At 68.1% G+C, this 16281-nt stretch carries 18 protein-coding genes; 4 read left to right on the plus strand and 14 right to left on the minus strand.

Features of this window, described 5'->3' with window-relative positions:
* Positions 1-7: 7 nt before the first annotated feature.
* The 9 genes from K8625_RS23930 to K8625_RS23970 form a co-directional block, all read right to left on the minus strand.
* Positions 8-1180: an acyltransferase gene (locus tag K8625_RS23930; protein WP_223745556.1), complete on the minus strand. Its 1173-nt coding sequence runs from the start codon at positions 1178-1180 to the stop codon at positions 8-10.
* A gap of 177 nt (positions 1181-1357) precedes the next feature.
* Positions 1358-1801: a 50S ribosomal protein L9 gene (gene rplI / locus K8625_RS23935; protein WP_046715138.1), complete on the minus strand. Its 444-nt coding sequence runs from the start codon at positions 1799-1801 to the stop codon at positions 1358-1360.
* Between the two features lie 26 nt (positions 1802-1827).
* Positions 1828-2220 (minus strand): 30S ribosomal protein S18, encoded by a 393-nt coding sequence (rpsR, locus tag K8625_RS23940; protein WP_046715137.1) that lies wholly within the window; start codon positions 2218-2220, stop codon positions 1828-1830.
* A 50-nt stretch (positions 2221-2270) separates the two neighbouring features.
* Positions 2271-2747, minus strand: coding sequence for a 30S ribosomal protein S6 (gene rpsF / locus K8625_RS23945; RefSeq protein WP_046715136.1), 477 nt, complete (start codon positions 2745-2747; stop codon positions 2271-2273).
* 255 nt (positions 2748-3002) lie between these two features.
* Positions 3003-3578, minus strand: a complete 576-nt coding sequence (pth, locus tag K8625_RS23950) for an aminoacyl-tRNA hydrolase (protein WP_223745557.1) — start codon at positions 3576-3578, stop codon at positions 3003-3005.
* A 72-nt stretch (positions 3579-3650) separates the two neighbouring features.
* Entirely contained in the window at positions 3651-4325 is a 675-nt protein-coding gene (locus K8625_RS23955) for a 50S ribosomal protein L25/general stress protein Ctc (RefSeq protein WP_223745558.1), read from the minus strand.
* A 179-nt stretch (positions 4326-4504) separates the two neighbouring features.
* Positions 4505-5455: a ribose-phosphate pyrophosphokinase gene (locus K8625_RS23960; RefSeq protein WP_046715133.1), complete on the minus strand. Its 951-nt coding sequence runs from the start codon at positions 5453-5455 to the stop codon at positions 4505-4507.
* A gap of 45 nt (positions 5456-5500) precedes the next feature.
* Positions 5501-5800 carry a septation regulator SpoVG gene (gene spoVG, locus K8625_RS23965; RefSeq protein ID WP_046715132.1) on the minus strand — a complete coding sequence of 100 codons (300 nt, stop codon included), beginning with the start codon at positions 5798-5800 and terminating at the stop codon, positions 5501-5503.
* Positions 5801-5934: 134 nt separating this feature from the next.
* Positions 5935-6312, minus strand: coding sequence for a DUF5658 family protein (locus K8625_RS23970; protein ID WP_174816712.1), 378 nt, complete (start codon positions 6310-6312; stop codon positions 5935-5937).
* Between the two features lie 204 nt (positions 6313-6516).
* On the opposite strand from K8625_RS23970, the gene K8625_RS23975 reads away from it, so the two are divergent.
* From K8625_RS23975 to aqpZ, 4 genes are all read left to right on the plus strand, one after another.
* The gene (locus K8625_RS23975; RefSeq protein WP_046715130.1) at positions 6517-7116 is read left to right on the plus strand and encodes a thymidine kinase; all 600 of its coding nucleotides are present in this window, start codon (positions 6517-6519) and stop codon (positions 7114-7116) included.
* 49 nt (positions 7117-7165) lie between these two features.
* Positions 7166-7981 carry a uracil phosphoribosyltransferase gene (locus K8625_RS23980; RefSeq protein WP_046715129.1) on the plus strand — a complete coding sequence of 272 codons (816 nt, stop codon included), beginning with the start codon at positions 7166-7168 and terminating at the stop codon, positions 7979-7981.
* Between the two features lie 13 nt (positions 7982-7994).
* Positions 7995-8528: a hypoxanthine phosphoribosyltransferase gene (gene hpt, locus K8625_RS23985; protein ID WP_223745560.1), complete on the plus strand. Its 534-nt coding sequence runs from the start codon at positions 7995-7997 to the stop codon at positions 8526-8528.
* A 224-nt stretch (positions 8529-8752) separates the two neighbouring features.
* A complete protein-coding gene (gene aqpZ / locus K8625_RS23990) occupies positions 8753-9586 on the plus strand; it encodes an aquaporin Z (protein WP_370640301.1) in 834 nt (277 codons plus the stop codon).
* A gap of 111 nt (positions 9587-9697) precedes the next feature.
* Here the strand turns inward: aqpZ and K8625_RS23995 are convergent, their stop codons facing one another.
* From K8625_RS23995 to K8625_RS24015, 5 genes are all read right to left on the minus strand, one after another.
* Positions 9698-10375, minus strand: coding sequence for a site-2 protease family protein (locus K8625_RS23995; protein WP_223745562.1), 678 nt, complete (start codon positions 10373-10375; stop codon positions 9698-9700).
* Positions 10376-10675: 300 nt separating this feature from the next.
* Positions 10676-10870: a hypothetical protein gene (locus K8625_RS24000; protein ID WP_223745563.1), complete on the minus strand. Its 195-nt coding sequence runs from the start codon at positions 10868-10870 to the stop codon at positions 10676-10678.
* 392 nt (positions 10871-11262) lie between these two features.
* Positions 11263-12273, minus strand: coding sequence for a ribonucleotide-diphosphate reductase subunit beta (locus K8625_RS24005; protein WP_223745564.1), 1011 nt, complete (start codon positions 12271-12273; stop codon positions 11263-11265).
* Between the two features lie 202 nt (positions 12274-12475).
* Complete coding sequence (locus tag K8625_RS24010) at positions 12476-14983, minus strand: ribonucleoside-diphosphate reductase subunit alpha (protein ID WP_223745565.1); 2508 nt, start codon at positions 14981-14983, stop codon at positions 12476-12478.
* Positions 14984-15436: 453 nt separating this feature from the next.
* Positions 15437-16243, minus strand: a complete 807-nt coding sequence (locus tag K8625_RS24015; RefSeq protein WP_223784017.1) for an IF-2 protein — start codon at positions 16241-16243, stop codon at positions 15437-15439.
* Positions 16244-16281 lie beyond the last annotated feature (38 nt).

Raw genomic sequence — 16281 nt, forward strand, 5'->3', positions numbered from 1 at the left:
GTCCTCGTCACGCAGTATGCCCCGGAGCCGCCGCACCCGGTGCGTGCACCCGGAGTGACGCACGGGCCTTCAGCCCGAAGAGCGGCCTCAGCCAGGGCAGGCGAGCGACTCCCTCGCTCAAGCCCCAGGAGAGCAGGAAGGACACCACGAGGACGCAGCCGAACAACGCCCACGGCCCCACCGGCAACCTCAAGAGCGCGAAGCCCACCACGATGATGACCGTCTGGTGGACGATGTAGAACGGGTAGGAGAGTTCCTGCGCGTGCCGCAGCCACGGGCGCGAGGTGGTGATGGAGCGCCGCGCCCAGCCCAGCGCCGTGAGGATGAACAGCCACTGCGAGGCCACCCGGCCCAGCGTCTCCGGAACGCGCGGGTACTCGTTCGGAGGCACCATCACCGCGAAGAGCACGGCCGACAGCCCCAGCAGCGCCCACCTGCGCTCCACCAGCGCGTCCCACAGGCGCGGCGTCCGCCCCATCAGGTGGCCCACCAGGAACAACAGTCCGTAGTGGCCGAAGGTCAATGGGTCATCGAACAGGCCGTGCGTCACCGGATGCCCGTGCAGCAGCACGTCGTTGAGCGCCAGTGGCACCACCAGCCACAGCACGTTCAGGCCCCGGCACAGCCACGCCTCCAGCCGCTCCACCCACGCGCGGGCGCGCGTGCTGCCCAGCCACGCGAACAGCGGCAGCGCCAGCATGCAGTAGACGAAGAGGTAGACGACGAACCACAGGTGATGCCAGCTCAGGCTGCCGCCTCGAGGGTAGGGCACGAGCTGGAACACGGAGGGGTAGAAGTCCGCGTAGCTCCCCTGGAAATGCCCCTGGAGCACGCGCTCCACGTAGATCTGCGGCGGGACGACGACGAGCATCCCGAAGAGCACCGGCACCAGCAGCCGACGCACCCGGTCCGCCGCGAAGGCCCCCGTCGAGCGACGCCGCAGCGCCAGCGCCGTGCCGATGCCCGAGATGACCATCAACAGCGGCATGCGCACCAGGTGGAGCACCTCCATCGTCGGCTCCAACACCGGCAGCGCGACGGGCGACTTCACGTGCCAGTCCCACCTGTTGAACATCATTCCCGTGTGGAACAGGTGCAGCACGAGGATGGCCACGACGCGCAGCCAGTCCAGGTCCGGGTGATGGGCTTCGGAAGACGTCGTCGGTGCGGGCGTGCTCATGGGCGAGCCTCCTGTCCCCACCGGGATACGCACCCCGCGCTGGCCCCTCCACGCGTCTGTCGTGGGACGGACCGGCGACGGCGCCAGCCGGACAGGGCAGGGGGCCGGAAATGAAAAGGCCGCCCGGGTTGCCCCGGACGGCCTCTTCGATGCGACGAGGGTGAAGGCGACGCGCCGTTACTCGGCGGCGACCTCGACCTTGATCTTCGCCGTCACCTCGCGGTGCAGGCGCAGCTCCACCTCGTAGTTGCCGAGCGTCTTGATGGGCTCGGGCAGGTGGATGGCGCGGCGGTCCACCGTCTGGCCCTGGGCCGCGACGGCCTCCGCGATGTCCAGCGCCGTGACGGAGCCGAACAGCTTGTCCTGCTCGCCCACCTTGCGCTTGATGGTGACCTTGATGGAGCCGACCTTCTTCGCCTGCTCCTCCGCGGCGCCCTTCAGCTTGGCGTTGCGGGCGGTGATGACCGCCTTCTCGTGCTCGAGCTGACGGAGGTTCTGCTCGCTGGCCAGAACCGCCTTCTTGCGCGGCAGGAGGTAGTTGCGGCCGAAGCCGTCCTTCACGGTGACGAGCTCCCCGGACTTGCCGAGGTTCTCGATGTCCTCACGCAGAATGACCTTCATGTTCAGTCTCCTGTGCGGACCGGCGCTCAGCCGACCACCGCGTTGTAGGGGAGCAGCGCGATGCCACGGGCGCGCTTGATGGCCGTCGCCACCTCGCGCTGGTGCTTCGCGCAGTTGCCGGAGATGCGGCGGGGGATGATCTTGCCGCGCTCGGTGACGAAGTACTTCAGCGTCGCCTGGTCCTTGAAGTCCACCGAAGCGTCCTTCTCCGCGCAGAAGCGGCAGACCTTCTTGCGACCGAAGCCACGGCCACCGCCGCGCTTCTCGTCGTCACCACCCATGCCGCCGCCGCGATCACCGCGGTCGCCACCACGGTCCCCGCGGTCGCCACCACGGTCACCCCGCGGCCCACCGCCGCCGAAGCCGCCACTGCGGCCGCCCGACGACGCGCCCGTCTTGCTGTCCGTACCGTTGCTCATGAAATTTCTCGTTTCCTGGATAGGGCCCTAGAGAATGTCCCGGGTGGCGCTCAGGCCTCCTCGGACGACTCCTCCTCCGACTCGCCAACGGCCTCCTCGCCGCCATCGCCGCGGAAACCACCCTCGCGGTCGGCGGGAGCCCCAGGACGCGTCTCCTCCACGTCGCCAGCCAGCTTCAGGTCCTCGAGGACCGGGCGCGTGTCGGGGTCCACCTCATCCGCCTTCTTCACGGAGATGTAGCGGGTGACCTCATCCAGGTTCTTCAGGTTGCGCTCGATCTCCGCCACCAGCTTCGAGCCGCCCAGGTAGCTGGCGTGCACGTAGATGGCGCGGGGCTGCTTGGCCACGGGGAACAGGGTCTTCTTCTTGCCCCACACCGTGAAGCGGAGGACCTTGCCACCCTCGCGGTCGACGATGCCACGGACGCGCTCCTTGAGCTTGTCCACGTTGTCGTCCGTCAGGTCCGGCTTGACCAGGAAGATGGTCTCGTACTCACGAAGCCGCTTGGCGGCCTGCGTCTCTGCCATGTTTTCTCTCCCCTTGGGGTCGAGTGCCCCTCGGACCATCCGAGGAGCGGGGAAACGGCGAGCGGCCTGGAGGGCCACCACCGGGGACGGGAAACCGCGCGCCCGTCACCTTCGCGCTACGTCCCGTGCAGAACACGGGAAGCTGGAAAAGAACATCCCGCCAGAGCAGCCTCCAGCGAGTGAACGGGCCTTCTAGGAGGCGTCCCAGGGCAAGTCAAGCACCCGGAAAGCCAGCCCGGCCGCTTCCCGGGTGGATCAGGCCTTCCGGTTGAACCGGTTCATGGCCACCGACAGCCCCTCCCGCACCCAGCACTCCGTCATGTCCAGCGCCCGGGGGATGAGGTCCTCCAGCTGGCGGCGCTCCCCGTCGTCGAAATTGGACAGGACGTAGCCGGCCACCCGCTCGCGGGCGTTGGGGCCCTCCGGCTTGTCGATGCCGAAGCGCAGCCGGATGAAGGCCTCCGAGCCCAGGCTCGAGACGATGCTCTTGAGCCCGTTGTGGCCCCCCGAGCCGCCGCCCGCCTTGAGCTGCAGCCGCCCCATGGGCAGGTCCAGCTCGTCGTGGATGACGAGCACGTCCTCGGGCGGGACTTTGTAGAACCGCGCCGCCTCGGCCACCGAGCGGCCCGACAGGTTCATGAACGTCTGGGGCTCCACGAAGAGCACGCGCTCGCCCGCGAGCGTCCCCTGGCCCACCCTGGCGGCGAACTTCTCCTGGTTCAGCTCGGCGCGGGCGCGCGACAGCATCGCCTCCACCACCATGAACCCGATGTTGTGCCGGTGCCGCTCGTACTCGCGCCCCGGGTTGCCCAGCCCGCAGATGAGCTTCATGGGAACTCCAAAAAGAAACGGGGCCCGCCTCCGACGAGGCCGGCCCCGTGTCCAGGGTACACCGGAAGAGGACTACTTCTTCGCGGGAGCCTTGGCCGCCGCCGCGGGGGCCGCCTTGTCGCCGGCCTTCGCCGCCGCCGGAGCCGCCGCGGGAGCCGCCGCCGCCGCCGGAGCCGCCTCGGCAGACTCGGGCGCGCTCAGCACGGCCAGGGTGTAGTTGACGTTCGTCTTGATGGAGACGCCCGTGGGCAGCTTCACGTCGTTGACGTGCAGCGCCTCGGCGATCTTCATCGCCGTCACGTCCACCTCGATGCGCTCCGGGATGGCGTTCGGCAGCGCCCACACCTCGAGCTCGCGGCGGGCCTGGGTGAGCAGACCACCGTCCGCCACGCCCTGCGCCTTGCCCGTCAGCACGAGCGGCACGTTCACCTTCACCTGCTCGTTCTCACGCACGCCGATGAAGTCCACGTGCAGGATCTCACGCGTGACGGGGTCCATCTGGTAGTCCTTCAGGAGGACCTGCTGGTCGCCACCGGCCAGCTTCAGCTGGATGAGCGTGTTGAACTTGTGCGGCGTGTTGATGGCCGCCTTCACGCTCTTGGGGTCCACGGCGATGTGCACCGGCTTCTCCAGGTGCTTGCCGTACACCACGGCGGGGACCAGACCCTGGCCGCGCAGACGGCGGGCAAAGCCCTTGCCGGAACCTTCACGCGCCTTCGCCTCGAGGGTGCTCTTGTCGGTGGACATGGAAATACCTTTATTGGGGGATGCAACGACGGTTGCCAACAACCCCCGGCGCCCTCGGCATCCCGCCCCATTGGCGGGCCCCGAAGACGGCGCCCATGGAAAGAGGCCGTTGGAGGAGGCCGGACATGCCAGCCCCCCGACATGGAGTCAAGTCGCCCGACGGCCGGGCGACGGTCTCCTCACACGAACAGCGAGCTGAGCGAGTCGGCCCGGTGGATGCGGGCGATGGCTTCCCCGAAGAGGCGCTCGGTGGTGAGCACGCGGATCTTCGAGCAGGCCAGGGCCGCGGGCGACAGCGGCACCGTGTCAGTGAACACCACCTCCTCCAGCACCGAGTCCTGGATGCGCTGGATGGCGGGGCCGGAGAGGATGGGGTGCACCGCGTAGGCGACCACGCGGCGGGCGCCCTTGGCCTTGAGCGCCGCGGCCGCCTGGGTGAGCGTGCCGGCGGTGTCCACCATGTCGTCCACCAGCACCGCGTCCTTGCCCGTGACGTCGCCGATGAGGTTCATCACCTCGGAGGCGTTGGGGCGCGGGCGGCGCTTGTCGATGATGGCCAGGCCCGTGTTCAGCCGCTTGGAGTAGGCGCGCGCGCGCTCGACGCCGCCGGCGTCCGGCGACACGATGACGAGCTCCTGCGACTCCGGGAAGCGCTTGCGCAGGTCCTCCAGGAACACCGGCGAGCCGTACAGGTGGTCCGAGGGGATGTTGAAGAAGCCCTGGATCTGCCCGGCGTGCATGTCCATGGACACCACGCGCTCGGCGCCCGCGACCTCCAGCAGGTCCGCGATGAGCTTGGCGGTGATCGGCGTGCGCGGCGCCACCTTGCGGTCCTGGCGTGCGTACCCGTAGTACGGAATCACCGCCGTGATGGAGCCCGCGCTCGCCCGCTTCAGGGCGTCGCACATGATGAGCATCTCCATCAGGTGGTCGTTGGCCGGCGGGCACGTGGACTGGAAGATGAAGACGTCGTGACCGCGGACGTTCTCTCCAATCTCGACGTGGATCTCACCGTCGGAGAAGCGACCTACCTCGGCCTTGCCGAGCGGACGCTTGAGGTACTCGCAGATTCGGTGAGCCAGGCCGGGATTCGAGCTCCCGGCGAAGATCTTGAAGTCGCGCGGCTGCATGATGGAGCCGCTGACTAACCTGGACACGCGCCGATGTGAAGGCCGTTAGTCTAGATCCGCTGGCATCGGACCGAGCATCCCGGCTTGCGCCTGATGGAGGTGCCGCTCGTACTCCATGAGGATGACGCGCTCCATCTGACTGCGCGTATCCGCGTTGAGCGGGTGGGCTATATCCTTGTACGTCCCATCTTTCCGCTTCTTCGCCGGCATCGCGATGAACAGCCCCGAGGAGCCGTGGATGACCTTCAAGTCGCGAATGACGAAGCAGTGATCCAGGGTGATGGTGACGTACGCCTTGAGCTTGTCCTCTTCGACCGGAAACACCCGGACGTCGGTGATGTTCATGGTCCCCCCCCGAACCCGAAAGGTCGGAGCTGGCGGGAAGCCTGGGACATCCCGGGTGCAAAATGCAAGTGTATGGTGATGGCTTCGTGTTGCGATTGTTCCACTCGCTCACAGTCCGACAGGCGCGAGCGGGACTACCCGAGGGCTCCCGGCCAGTGCAGGACCAGGTGGGTCAGAAAAGCCAGATGGTAGACCACGATGATGCCGTACACGACGGCGCCCGCCCGGATGGCGACGCGGCTGGCCCTCAGCCGGCGGTGCAGGCACAAGAGCCACAGGCCCGCGTTCACGATGAGCAGCTTGGAGAACATGAAGAACATCGGTGACTGCTCGTAGGCCAGGCGCATGAGCGGGTTGAGCTCCTCCGCCACGCCCAGCTGCAGGAACAGCAGCGTGAACAGCCCGTCCATCAGGTTGAGCATCAGCAGCGCCACCGACGCCGGTGACGCATAGAAGGAAGCCCGACCACCCTGGATTGCGCCCTGAACCTGCTCCACCGTCGTCGTCGCCACGCCCCACCTCCCCGCCCACGCCTGCGTCCGGACCACTCCCTTTCAAGCGGCTTGCCAGCGCTCGAAGGCGGCGTGGAGGGGCAGGCGGGCGGACGGGCGGGGAGGACGTGGCGGGCCGTGTCACGGCACGCGGATGGCGGTTGACTCCAGCGGGGGGGTGACAGACTATCCGCGCCCCTCCGCCCCCAGGCCAGGCGAGCTAACTTGCACCAATTCCCCAAAGATATCGGGTGGATAGAGGTCATCTGCGGTTCGATGTTCTCCGGTAAGACGGAGGAGTTGATCCGCCGCGTCCAGCGTGCCGTGTACGGCAAGCAGAAGGTGCAGGTGTTCAAGCCCCGCATCGACAACCGGTACGACGAGACGTCGGTCGTCAGCCACTCCAAGCTCCGGGTGACGTCCACGCCGGTGGAGCGGGCTGAAGAGATTTTTTACCGGTTGGCGCCCGACACGCAGGTGGTGGGCATCGACGAGGTGCAGTTCTTCGGCACCGAAGTGGTCGCGGTGGTGGAGGCGCTCGCCAACAAGGGCCTGCGGGTCATCTGCGCGGGGCTGGACCAGGACTACCAGGGGCGCCCGTTCGAGCCGATGCCGCAGTTGATGGCCGTCGCGGAGTACGTGACGAAGGAGCTGGCCATCTGCGTGGTGTGTGGGAATCCGGCCAATCGCTCCCAACGCATCGTGTCCAGTGGTGAGCGGGTGGTGGTGGGCGCCGCGGGCGCGTACGAGCCGCGCTGCCGCAAGTGTCACGTGCCGGAGCCCTCCGAGGGCACGCCGCCGCAGACGCTGGAGTTGTTCGACTGACAGCAGCGTGGGCGCCCGGAGGGGCGCGGGCGCGAGAGGAACCGACCGGATGCGCGACACCCTGTACGCGAACGTGCCCTTCAAGCTGAACGAGATGACCCACCACTATGGACCCAACGTCCACCTGGTGGGCAATCCGTTCCTGCTCTCCCAGCTGGCCACCCTGTGCGCCAAGGGCGTCATCCAGCCGCAGATCAACCGGCTGGTGGAGACGCTCTACATCGACCTGGTGAAGACGGTGGTGAACGCGGAGTTCCCCCGGAAGATGGTGAGCCTGCCCACCCGGATGATCGACTCCACGCCGCAGGGGCTCTACCAGGGCGAGGTCATCGACCCCCAAGTGCGGGTGGTGACGGTGAACATCGCGCGGGCGGGCACGCTGCCGTCGCAGGTGACGTACGACCTGCTCAACGCGACGGTGGACCCGACGGTGGTGCGTCAGGACCACATCATCATGAGCCGGATGATCGACGCGGCCGAGGCCGTGGTGGGCTCGCAGATCGGCGGCGCGAAGATTGGCGGGGACGTGGATGACGCGTTCGTGCTCTTCCCGGACCCGATGGGCGCCACGGGCGGCAGCCTGTCCACGGCCATCACGCTTTACAAAGACAAGGTGCCCGGCACACCCCGGCGCATCATCACCCTGAACCTCATCGTCACGCCGGAGTACCTGCGGCGCATGACGACGGACCACCCGGACGTCATCATCTACGCGCTCCGGCTGGACCGGGGGCTGTCCCCGCCGGAGGTGTTCGGCACGGCGCCGGGCGCGCTCTGGGAGAAGGAGCGGGGCCTGGATGACAGGCAGTACATCGTCCCCGGAGGCGGCGGCTTCGGGGAGATCATGAACAACGCCTACGTGTAGCGCGGAGGAGACCTTGGCGTTCTACGAGCAGGAAGTCGGCGTCCTGATTCCCGAGGACAAGCTGCAGGCGCGCGTGAAGGAACTGGGTGCCGAAATCACCCGGGACTACGCGGGCAAGGAGCTCACCCTCGTCTGTGTGTTGAAGGGCTCCACGTTCTTCGCCATGGACCTGGCGCGCGCGGTGGATCTCCCGCTCACGCTGGAGTTCCTGGGCGTGTCCAGCTACCAGGGCGGAACGGAGACGACGGGCGAGGTGCGCATCACCACCGACGTCAGCAAGCCGATGGCGGGCAAGCACCTGCTCATCATCGAGGACATCATCGACACGGGGCTCACCATGAGCTTCCTGTTGGAGAACCTCCGCGCGCGGCACCCGGCGTCGCTGAAGCTGTGCTCGCTGCTGGAGAAGCCGTCGCGGGCGCGCACGAAGATCGACATCGACTACAAGGGCTTCGTCATCGACGACCTCTTCGTCGTCGGCTACGGCCTGGACTTCGCGGAGAAGCTGCGAAACGTGCCGTTCATCGGCGTGATGAAGGGCAAGTAGGCTCGGCAGGACCCGGCCGTGTGGGAGGAGGCCCGTCCTCCCGCCGGCTCGAGGGTGGCGGCGCCTCGGGCGCTCCGCGTGACAACTGGTCTCCGAGCATGGAGCGGGGTGGCGCTTTGTCACCGGAGCGTGCGTGCACAGCGTCCCGGTTGGGACTGCTGGCGCCGCGAGGCGCCGGGCGCGAGTGTCCGTGTCCGGCAGGAGCGCGGCGAGAGAGGATTCGCATGCGTTCGCCGACGGACAGAAGGACCCCGGCTGCGGTGTCAGCCGGGGTGAATGAGGGGATGCGGAAGTACCTGGCCGAGTTCATCGGGACGTTCGTCCTGGTGCTCGGCGGCGTGGGAGCGGCCGTGCTGGCGGGGGACCGCATCGGTTTCCTGGGCGTGTCGTTCGCCTTCGGGCTGTCCTTGCTGGCCATGGTGTATGCGATTGGCCCCATCTCCGGCTGCCACGTGAATCCGGCGGTGACGGTGGGGCTGACGCTGGCGGGCAAGTTCGAGACCAAGCACATCCTGGGCTATGTGGTGGCGCAGTGCCTGGGCGCGGTGCTGGCGGCGGGCGTGGTGCTGCTCATCGCCAAGGGCGTGCCCGGGGGCTACCAGGCGTCGGTGGCGGGGCTGGGCTCCAACGGGTACGGCATCGCGTCCCCGGAAGGGTATGGCGCGGGGGCGGCGTTCCTGGCGGAGGTGGCGCTGACGTTCCTGCTGGTGCTGACGGTGCTGGGGGCGACGGACGCGCGGGCGCCGGTGGGCTTCGCGGGGCTGGCGATTGGCCTGGTGCTGACGCTCATCCACCTGGTGGGAATCCCCGTGACGAACACCTCCGTGAACCCCGCGCGCAGCCTGGGGCCCGCGGTGTTCGCGGGCGGGCAGGCGCTCAGCCAGCTGTGGATGTTCATCATCGCGCCGCTGTTGGGCGGTGGGCTCGCGGCGGCGGTGTACCGCTCCGTGTTCGCGCCGGCCGCGGAGATTTCGGCGCGCACGGCGGAGCGCTCGCTGGACGCCGAGCGGGCGGAGCGCATCGCGCAGGACCGGAGCCGCACGCGCTCGCCGGTGTGAGCCCGGAGTCGCGGTGCGCGTCAGCGCGTCGCTGAGTCAAGGGCCCGTCGCCGGGAGGTTCACGGTGGCGGGCCTTGCTCGTTGGGGGAGTGGCTCGCGCTCCAGGCGCCTTCAGCGGAGGAGCGCGGCGCCCAGCAGGTAGACGACGTAGCAGGCCCAGGGCAGCGCGAAGGCCATCATCAGCAGGTTGAGGCTCGCGGCCCAGACGGGCACGCGCTCGCGCTGGTTGCGCCACGGGAGCATGACGAGCGAGCCGCCCGCGAGCACGGGCAGCGGCAGCAGGTTGGCGGCGGCCACCTTGGCGCTGAGCAGGCCCCAGGCGCGCAGGAGCTCTCCGTCGCGCAGCACGGCGACGAAGCGCTCGATTCGCTCCGGGAGGAGCGAGACCTGGAAGGGCAGGGCGAAGCCGGTGACGAAGTGGCGCAGGCCCTCACCAGGGCCCAGGCAGGCCATGGCGACTCCGACGAGCACGGCCCACGGCAGCACGATGGCGGCCGCGTGCAGCGCGACGGGCAGCTGGCGCAGGCGGTTGTCGGCCGGCGCCTTCGAGGACGCCGCGTCCTGCGTCGGGTCCTCGAAGCTCACCGCGCTGCCGAAGGGGACCAGGGGCCGCAGCGCCCACTGGATGCCACCGAGTGACAGGGTGAAGAGCCGCGGGCCGACGCCCAGCTTCACCAGCGTGGGCCGGACGCCGAATGAGCTGGCCACGGCCGCCTGACTCAGCGCCCACAGCGCGTTGACGGTGAAGAAGAGCATCCAGAGCCAGAAGAGCAGGGCGGCGCGGTCCATGGTGTGCCCCCTTTCTATCACGTGACACCCGGGGGATTCACCGCGGGCGCGCTCCGCCGATGGACACCCGCCCGTGCTTCGTCGACGTGCCGCCGATGTCTCGGATTGCGTCCGGAGGTGATGCGTGGCGGCCATGCTGGTGCAGGGGCTGGCGCGCGCTCGGGGTCTCCTCAGGGGCGGCAGCAGGCGCTTGCTGAGGTAGGCATGGAGGTCGGAGTCGAATGACTCGGTGATGACGCCCTGTCCCGGCAGCTCGATGCGAGTCTGGTTGTCCCAGGCGTCGTGGTCATAAGTATAGGACTACCAGGTGTCGCCGCTCGTCCAGCGCGCGTGGGTCTTCAAGTCCCACGGGGGCGCGTCATGGGTCATCCGCTCCCAGCTTTGGGCGATGGCCAAGCGCGGCTCGAGGCCCTGTGTGCCTGGAGGCACCGTCAGCTCGATGGAGCAGGCGGCGCAGCCGCCGGGGTCGATGAGCTTTCCAGTGCTGACGGCCATGGTCACCTCTTCGCGGAGCAGGGCTTCGCCGACGACAGCGACGTGTCGGGACACGGTGTCGTGCGCCATCCGCTGGATGGTGATGGATGTCTTCTGTTTGAGCTGTCTCTTGTGGGGGGATTGAGGGTTCAGCGCAAGTCGAGCCGAAGTGGCCTTTCGGGACCGCCGTACGTGATGGGGGTCTTCTGTCTCTCGACCACGTCGTGCCCGCGGGGGCGTGGCATCGCGACGTCAAAGACAACCGCCCGGGTGGGGTCTGTTTCGACGTGCCCGGAGGTCTCGGGTCGTTTCGGGATGCGAGGCGCCAGGAGGTGCGCCGTCAGCCTCTACCGAGACGCCTTCCCACGAAGAGCGACGGGCCCGGTCGTGCTCGGGCCCGTCGTCGAGACGACTCAGAACGTCGCGTCGAGCACGACGTCGCCCGCGGCGCCCACGCCCACGGCGACCTGGTAGGCGGACACGCGGCGCTCGAAGAAGTTGGTGAGCTCCTGCACGTCCTGCAGGTCCATGAAGGACAGCGGGTTCTTCGTCTTGAACACCGGGGAGAGGCCCAGCATCTGCAGCCGCTGGTCCGCCGTGTACTCCAGGTAGCCCCGCATCTCCTGCACGGACAGGCCCGCGACGCCGCCGCTCAGGAGGTCCTGCGCGAACTGCGTCTCGCACTCCACCGCCTCGCGAATCATCGCCTCCACGTCGCGCTCCATCTTCGCGTCGAAGAGGTCCGGCTCCTCCTTGCGGGCCACCTGGATGCACTCGAAGGCGAACGCCATGTGCGCGCTCTCGTCGCGGAACACCCAGTTCGTCCCCGCCGCGAGCCCGTTGAGCAGGCCCTTGCTGCGCAGGAAGTACACGTACGCGAAGGCCGCGAAGAAGAAGAGCCCCTCGATGCAGCCCGCGAAGCAGATGAGGTTCAAGAGGAACCGCCGCCGGTCCTCCTTCGTCTTCAGCGCGTCCACGTCGTGGATGCTGTCCATCCACTTCATGCAGAACTGCGCCTTGCGCTGGATGGAGGGGATGTTGTCGATGGCCGCGAACGCCTTGGCGCGCTCACCCGGGTCCGGCACGTACGTGTCCAGGAGCGTCAGGTAGAACTGGACGTGCAGCGCCTCCTCGTAGAGCTGACGCGACAGGTACATCCGCGCCTCGGGCGCGTTGAGGTGCTTGTACAGGTTCAGCACCAGGTTGTTGCCGACGATGCTGTCGCCCGTCGCGAAGAAGGCCACCAGCCGGTGGATGAGGTGTCGCTCCGCGTCCGTCATCTTCGAGCGGAGGTCCACCAGGTCCGTGGAGAAATCCACCTCCTCCACGGTCCAGGTGTTCTTGATGGCATTCCGGTACATCTCGAAGAAAACCGGATACGCCATGGGACGCAGCGTCAGGTTCAGGCCGGGTTCGAGCAGCATGGGCGCGATCCATACCATGCAGGCTGCTGCGTGGATCCTCCGCGACCACCGATTCCCGCGGCGGTCGCACGCCTGACAACTCTTGCTTACGTGCGCCTTCATGCGGGTTCCGCACCGTGCGTGACACACCCGCACAAAACAAAACGAGCACGCGTGAGAACGCGTGCTCGCCAGGACGAAAAGTCTGTGAATCAGGACCTCTTTACTGGCACGCCTCGCAGGCCTCGGGGTTCTCCAGCGAGCACGCCACGGCCTCCGCGTCCGTCACCTTGGCGGCCTTGGCCTCGGGGGCGGGCGTGACGGGCGCCGTCGCGGTGGCGCCGTTGCCGGCGATGGTCGCCTTGGCGATGCGCGTGGCCGGACGCGAGCGCAGGTAGTACGTCGTCTTCAGCCCCTTCTGCCACGCGTAGAAGTACATCGAGGAGAGCTTGCCGATGTTCGGCGTCTCCACGAAGAGGTTGAGCGACTGGCTCTGGTCGATGAAGGCGCCGCGGTCGGCCGCCATGTCGATGAGCGAGCGCATGGGCAGCTCCCACGCCGTGCGGTAGACGGCGCGCAGGTTCTCCGGCAGCTCCGTCAGGTCCTGCACGCTGCCCTCGGCCAGCTTGATGCGGTTGCGCACCGACTCGTTCCACAGCCCCAGCGCCTGGAGGTCGCGCACCAGGTAGCGGTTCACCTGCAGGAAGTCACCGGAGAGCGTCTCGCGCTTGAACAGGTTGGACACCTGCGGCTCGATGCACTCGTAGCAGCCCGCGATGGACGCAATCGTCGCCGTGGGCGCAATGGCAATCATCAGCGAGTTGCGCAGGCCGTGCTTCAGGACGCGCGCCCGCAGGGCCTCCCACCGCGCCGGGTCCTCCGGCGTCACGCCCCAGCTCTCGAACTGGAACTCCCCCTTCGCCGCCCGCGTCTCCGGGAAGGACGGGTGCGCGCCGAACTGCTCGGCCAGCTCGCACGAGGTGGTCAGCGCCGCGAAGTAGATCTCCTCGGAGATCTTCCTCGACAGGGCCCGCGCCTCGGGGGCGTCGAACGGCAGCTTCAGCTGGAAGAAGACGTCCTGCAGGCCCATCAGCCCCAGGCCCACCGGGCGCCAGCGGCGGTTGGAGTCCGCCGCCGTGGGGATGGGGTAGTAGTTCAGGTCGATGACCCGGTCCAACTGCTTGAGCGCGAGCTGGGCGTTGGCGCGCAGCCGCTCGAAGTCGAACTTCCCGTCCACCACCATGCGGCCCAGGTTCAGCGAGCCCAGGTTGCACACCGCCGTCTCACCCTGGCTCGTCACCTCCAGGATTTCGGTGCACAGGTTGGACAGGTGGATGACGTTCTCCGGACGGCCCGTCTGGTTGCTCTTGCGGTTGCAGATGTCCTTGAAGGTCATCCAGCCGTTGCCCGTCTGGGCGAGCGTCTTCATCATCCGCGCGTACAGGTCCCGCGCCTTCACCTTGCGCATCGCCAGGCCCGCGCCTTCCGCCTCCACGTAGGCCTTCTCGAACTCCGCGCCGTACAGGTCCGTCAGGTGCGGGACCACCTTCGGGTCGAAGAGGCTCCAGTCGCCCTCCGTCTCCACCCGCTTCATGAACAGGTCCGGCACCCAGTTGGACAGGTTCAGGTTGTGGGTGCGGCGGGCGTCGTCGCCGGTGTTGTCGCGCAGCTCGAGGAAGTCCTCGATGTCGGCGTGCCACGTCTCCAGGTACACGCAGCACGCGCCCTTGCGCTTGCCGCCCTGGTTCACCGCGGCCACGGACGCGTCCAGCGTCTTGAGCCAGGGGACGATGCCGTTGGAGTGGCCGTTGGTGGAGCGGATGAGCGAGCCGCGCGCGCGCACGCGGTGGTAGCCCACGCCGATGCCGCCGGAGAACTTGGACAGCATCGCGATGTCCGAGTACTTCCGGTAGATGGCGTCCAGGTCGTCCGCCGGCGAGTCCAACAGGAAGCAGCTGGAGAGCTGCTCGTGGCGCGTGCCGGAGTTGAACAGGGTGGGGGAGCTGGGCAGGTACTCCAGCGAGCTGAACAGCCGGTACAGCTCGATGGCCTCGCGCGCGTTGTCGCCGCTGAGCGCGCACGCCACGCGCAGGAAGAACTCCTGCGGCGTCTCCAGCACCTCGCGCGTCTGCGGGTTCTTCAGGAGGTAGCGGTCGTAGACGGTGCGCAGGCCGAAGTACTCGAACAGGTCATTGCGCGACGGGTCGATGGCCGCGTTGAGCTTGCGCGCGTTGGCCTGGACGAACTGCAGCAGGCGGTCCGCGATGAGGCCGTGCTTGTGGCCCGCCGCCACCGACTGGCTGAAGGAGTGGATGTCCTGGTTGCTGACCTCCTTCTGGATGAAGGTGGCGAGCAGCCGCGCGGACAGGCGCGCGTACTCGGGCTCCTCGACGATGAGCGCGGCGGCGGTCTGGATGGACAGGCTGTCCAGCTCGCGCGTGGTGGCGCCGTCATAGAGGCCGGAGATGGTCTTCGTGGCCACGCGCATCACGTCCACGCGCGACAGCCCCACGCAGCTCTTGCCCACCGCGCGGACAATCTTGTTCAGGTCCACCGGCTCGGCGGTGCCGTTGCGCTTGCGCACGCGCATGGTGGTGGGGGCGAACTCGCTCTGCGTGGGCTCGGGGGCCGCGACGGGTGCCGCACTCGCGCTCGGTCCGGATTGGCCGGGGGTGGCGGGAGGGACAGGCATGGGCGCGGAGGCGGGCTTCACGGGCGTCTCGAAGTTCACGAGCGGCTCACTCCAAAATGGCGATGGCGTGGCCACAGGGACAAGCGGAGAGCTTGCCCTGGGAGGGGTTTCCCGGGCCACGAAAACAACTGCACGGATGTGTAGGGAACAAGGCCCGCTCTACCGCAGCGGACCTACGGTCTCAAGGCGACCGGAGGGCACAGGCGACATACGGGGTAGATTGCTGTGTGTAAAGAAACCACAACCCCTCCCTGAGCCCTTTGGGACGCCACCGGAATGGTGGGGCGTCGTCGACCGGGCACAAGGTATGGGGGGCACCCGTTGGTGTCAACGCGAGATCTAGTGCTTGGGTAGGTCCGTCCCTTGCAATCTATGATCGATCTCCAACGGTCTCCGTCACGTTCTCCTCACAACACTGAGTCCCAGGTCCGGAGACGCTCCGTACGAAGCGCCCCGAATCGGACCTGGGAGGACGGATGTTGCGCGCCCCTCTCAGGGAGTCGTCCCCGAGTCCACGCCCGAATCGACCGGCGGCGTGGGCGAGGCCCCCTCGGGAGCCCCCTCCGGCGAGGTCGGTGTGGGTGCGGGTGGGGGTGACTGGACGGGCTGGGCGGGAGGCGCCTCCTGGGGCCCGCTGAGGGTGTGGACGGCGCGGCGGAGGGCCTCCTCGAGCTCCCGGGCGGGCGGGGTGACGACGGTGAGCATCTGGTGGGCGCTGCGCGCGTGGCGCGTCTGGCTCTCGGCGGCGAGCTTGAGCTGGACCAGGGCGTCGCTGACCAGCTTGCGCGCGTCCTCGAGCTTCTGGCGGGCCTGGAAGAAGGCCACCTCGGTCATGAGCTTCTGGAGGGTGAGGCGCTGCTCCTCGGTGACGCCGGAGAGCTTCTCGGCCCGGCGCAGGTAGTACAGGCCCTGCTCCACCTTGGCGGGCTCCTCGGAGTTGATGCGCGGGCGGGCCAGGGACTCCAGGAGGGGGAAGAGGGCCCGGTCCAGCTCGTCGCGCTCGGTGTACTTATTCATCGTCAGCGCCATCACGTCCTGTCCTTCCAGGGGGATGGGGGCGTAGGCGTCCGCGAGCCGGGGGTCGCCGGGGCGGTAGGGGACGGCGCCCATGGGGGCCATGCGGCCCTTCATCACGACGAGCTGCCCGTCCACGGGGGCCAGGGTGAAGGTGCGCGCGTTGAGCTGGGACAGGAGGAAGACGACCACGCCTCCGAGTCCAATAATCAGGAAAAACACGAGCAACCGCGTGAAGGTCCGCCGTGCGCGATAGCCAAAGCCCTGCTGTGCCGCTCCGTTCATGTCGCCTGCTCTCCTGACGTCCGGGCGCCGGGGCCACC

Source organism: Myxococcus sp. AS-1-15 (assembly GCF_020037055.1).
Lineage (GTDB): Bacteria > Myxococcota > Myxococcia > Myxococcales > Myxococcaceae > Myxococcus > Myxococcus fulvus.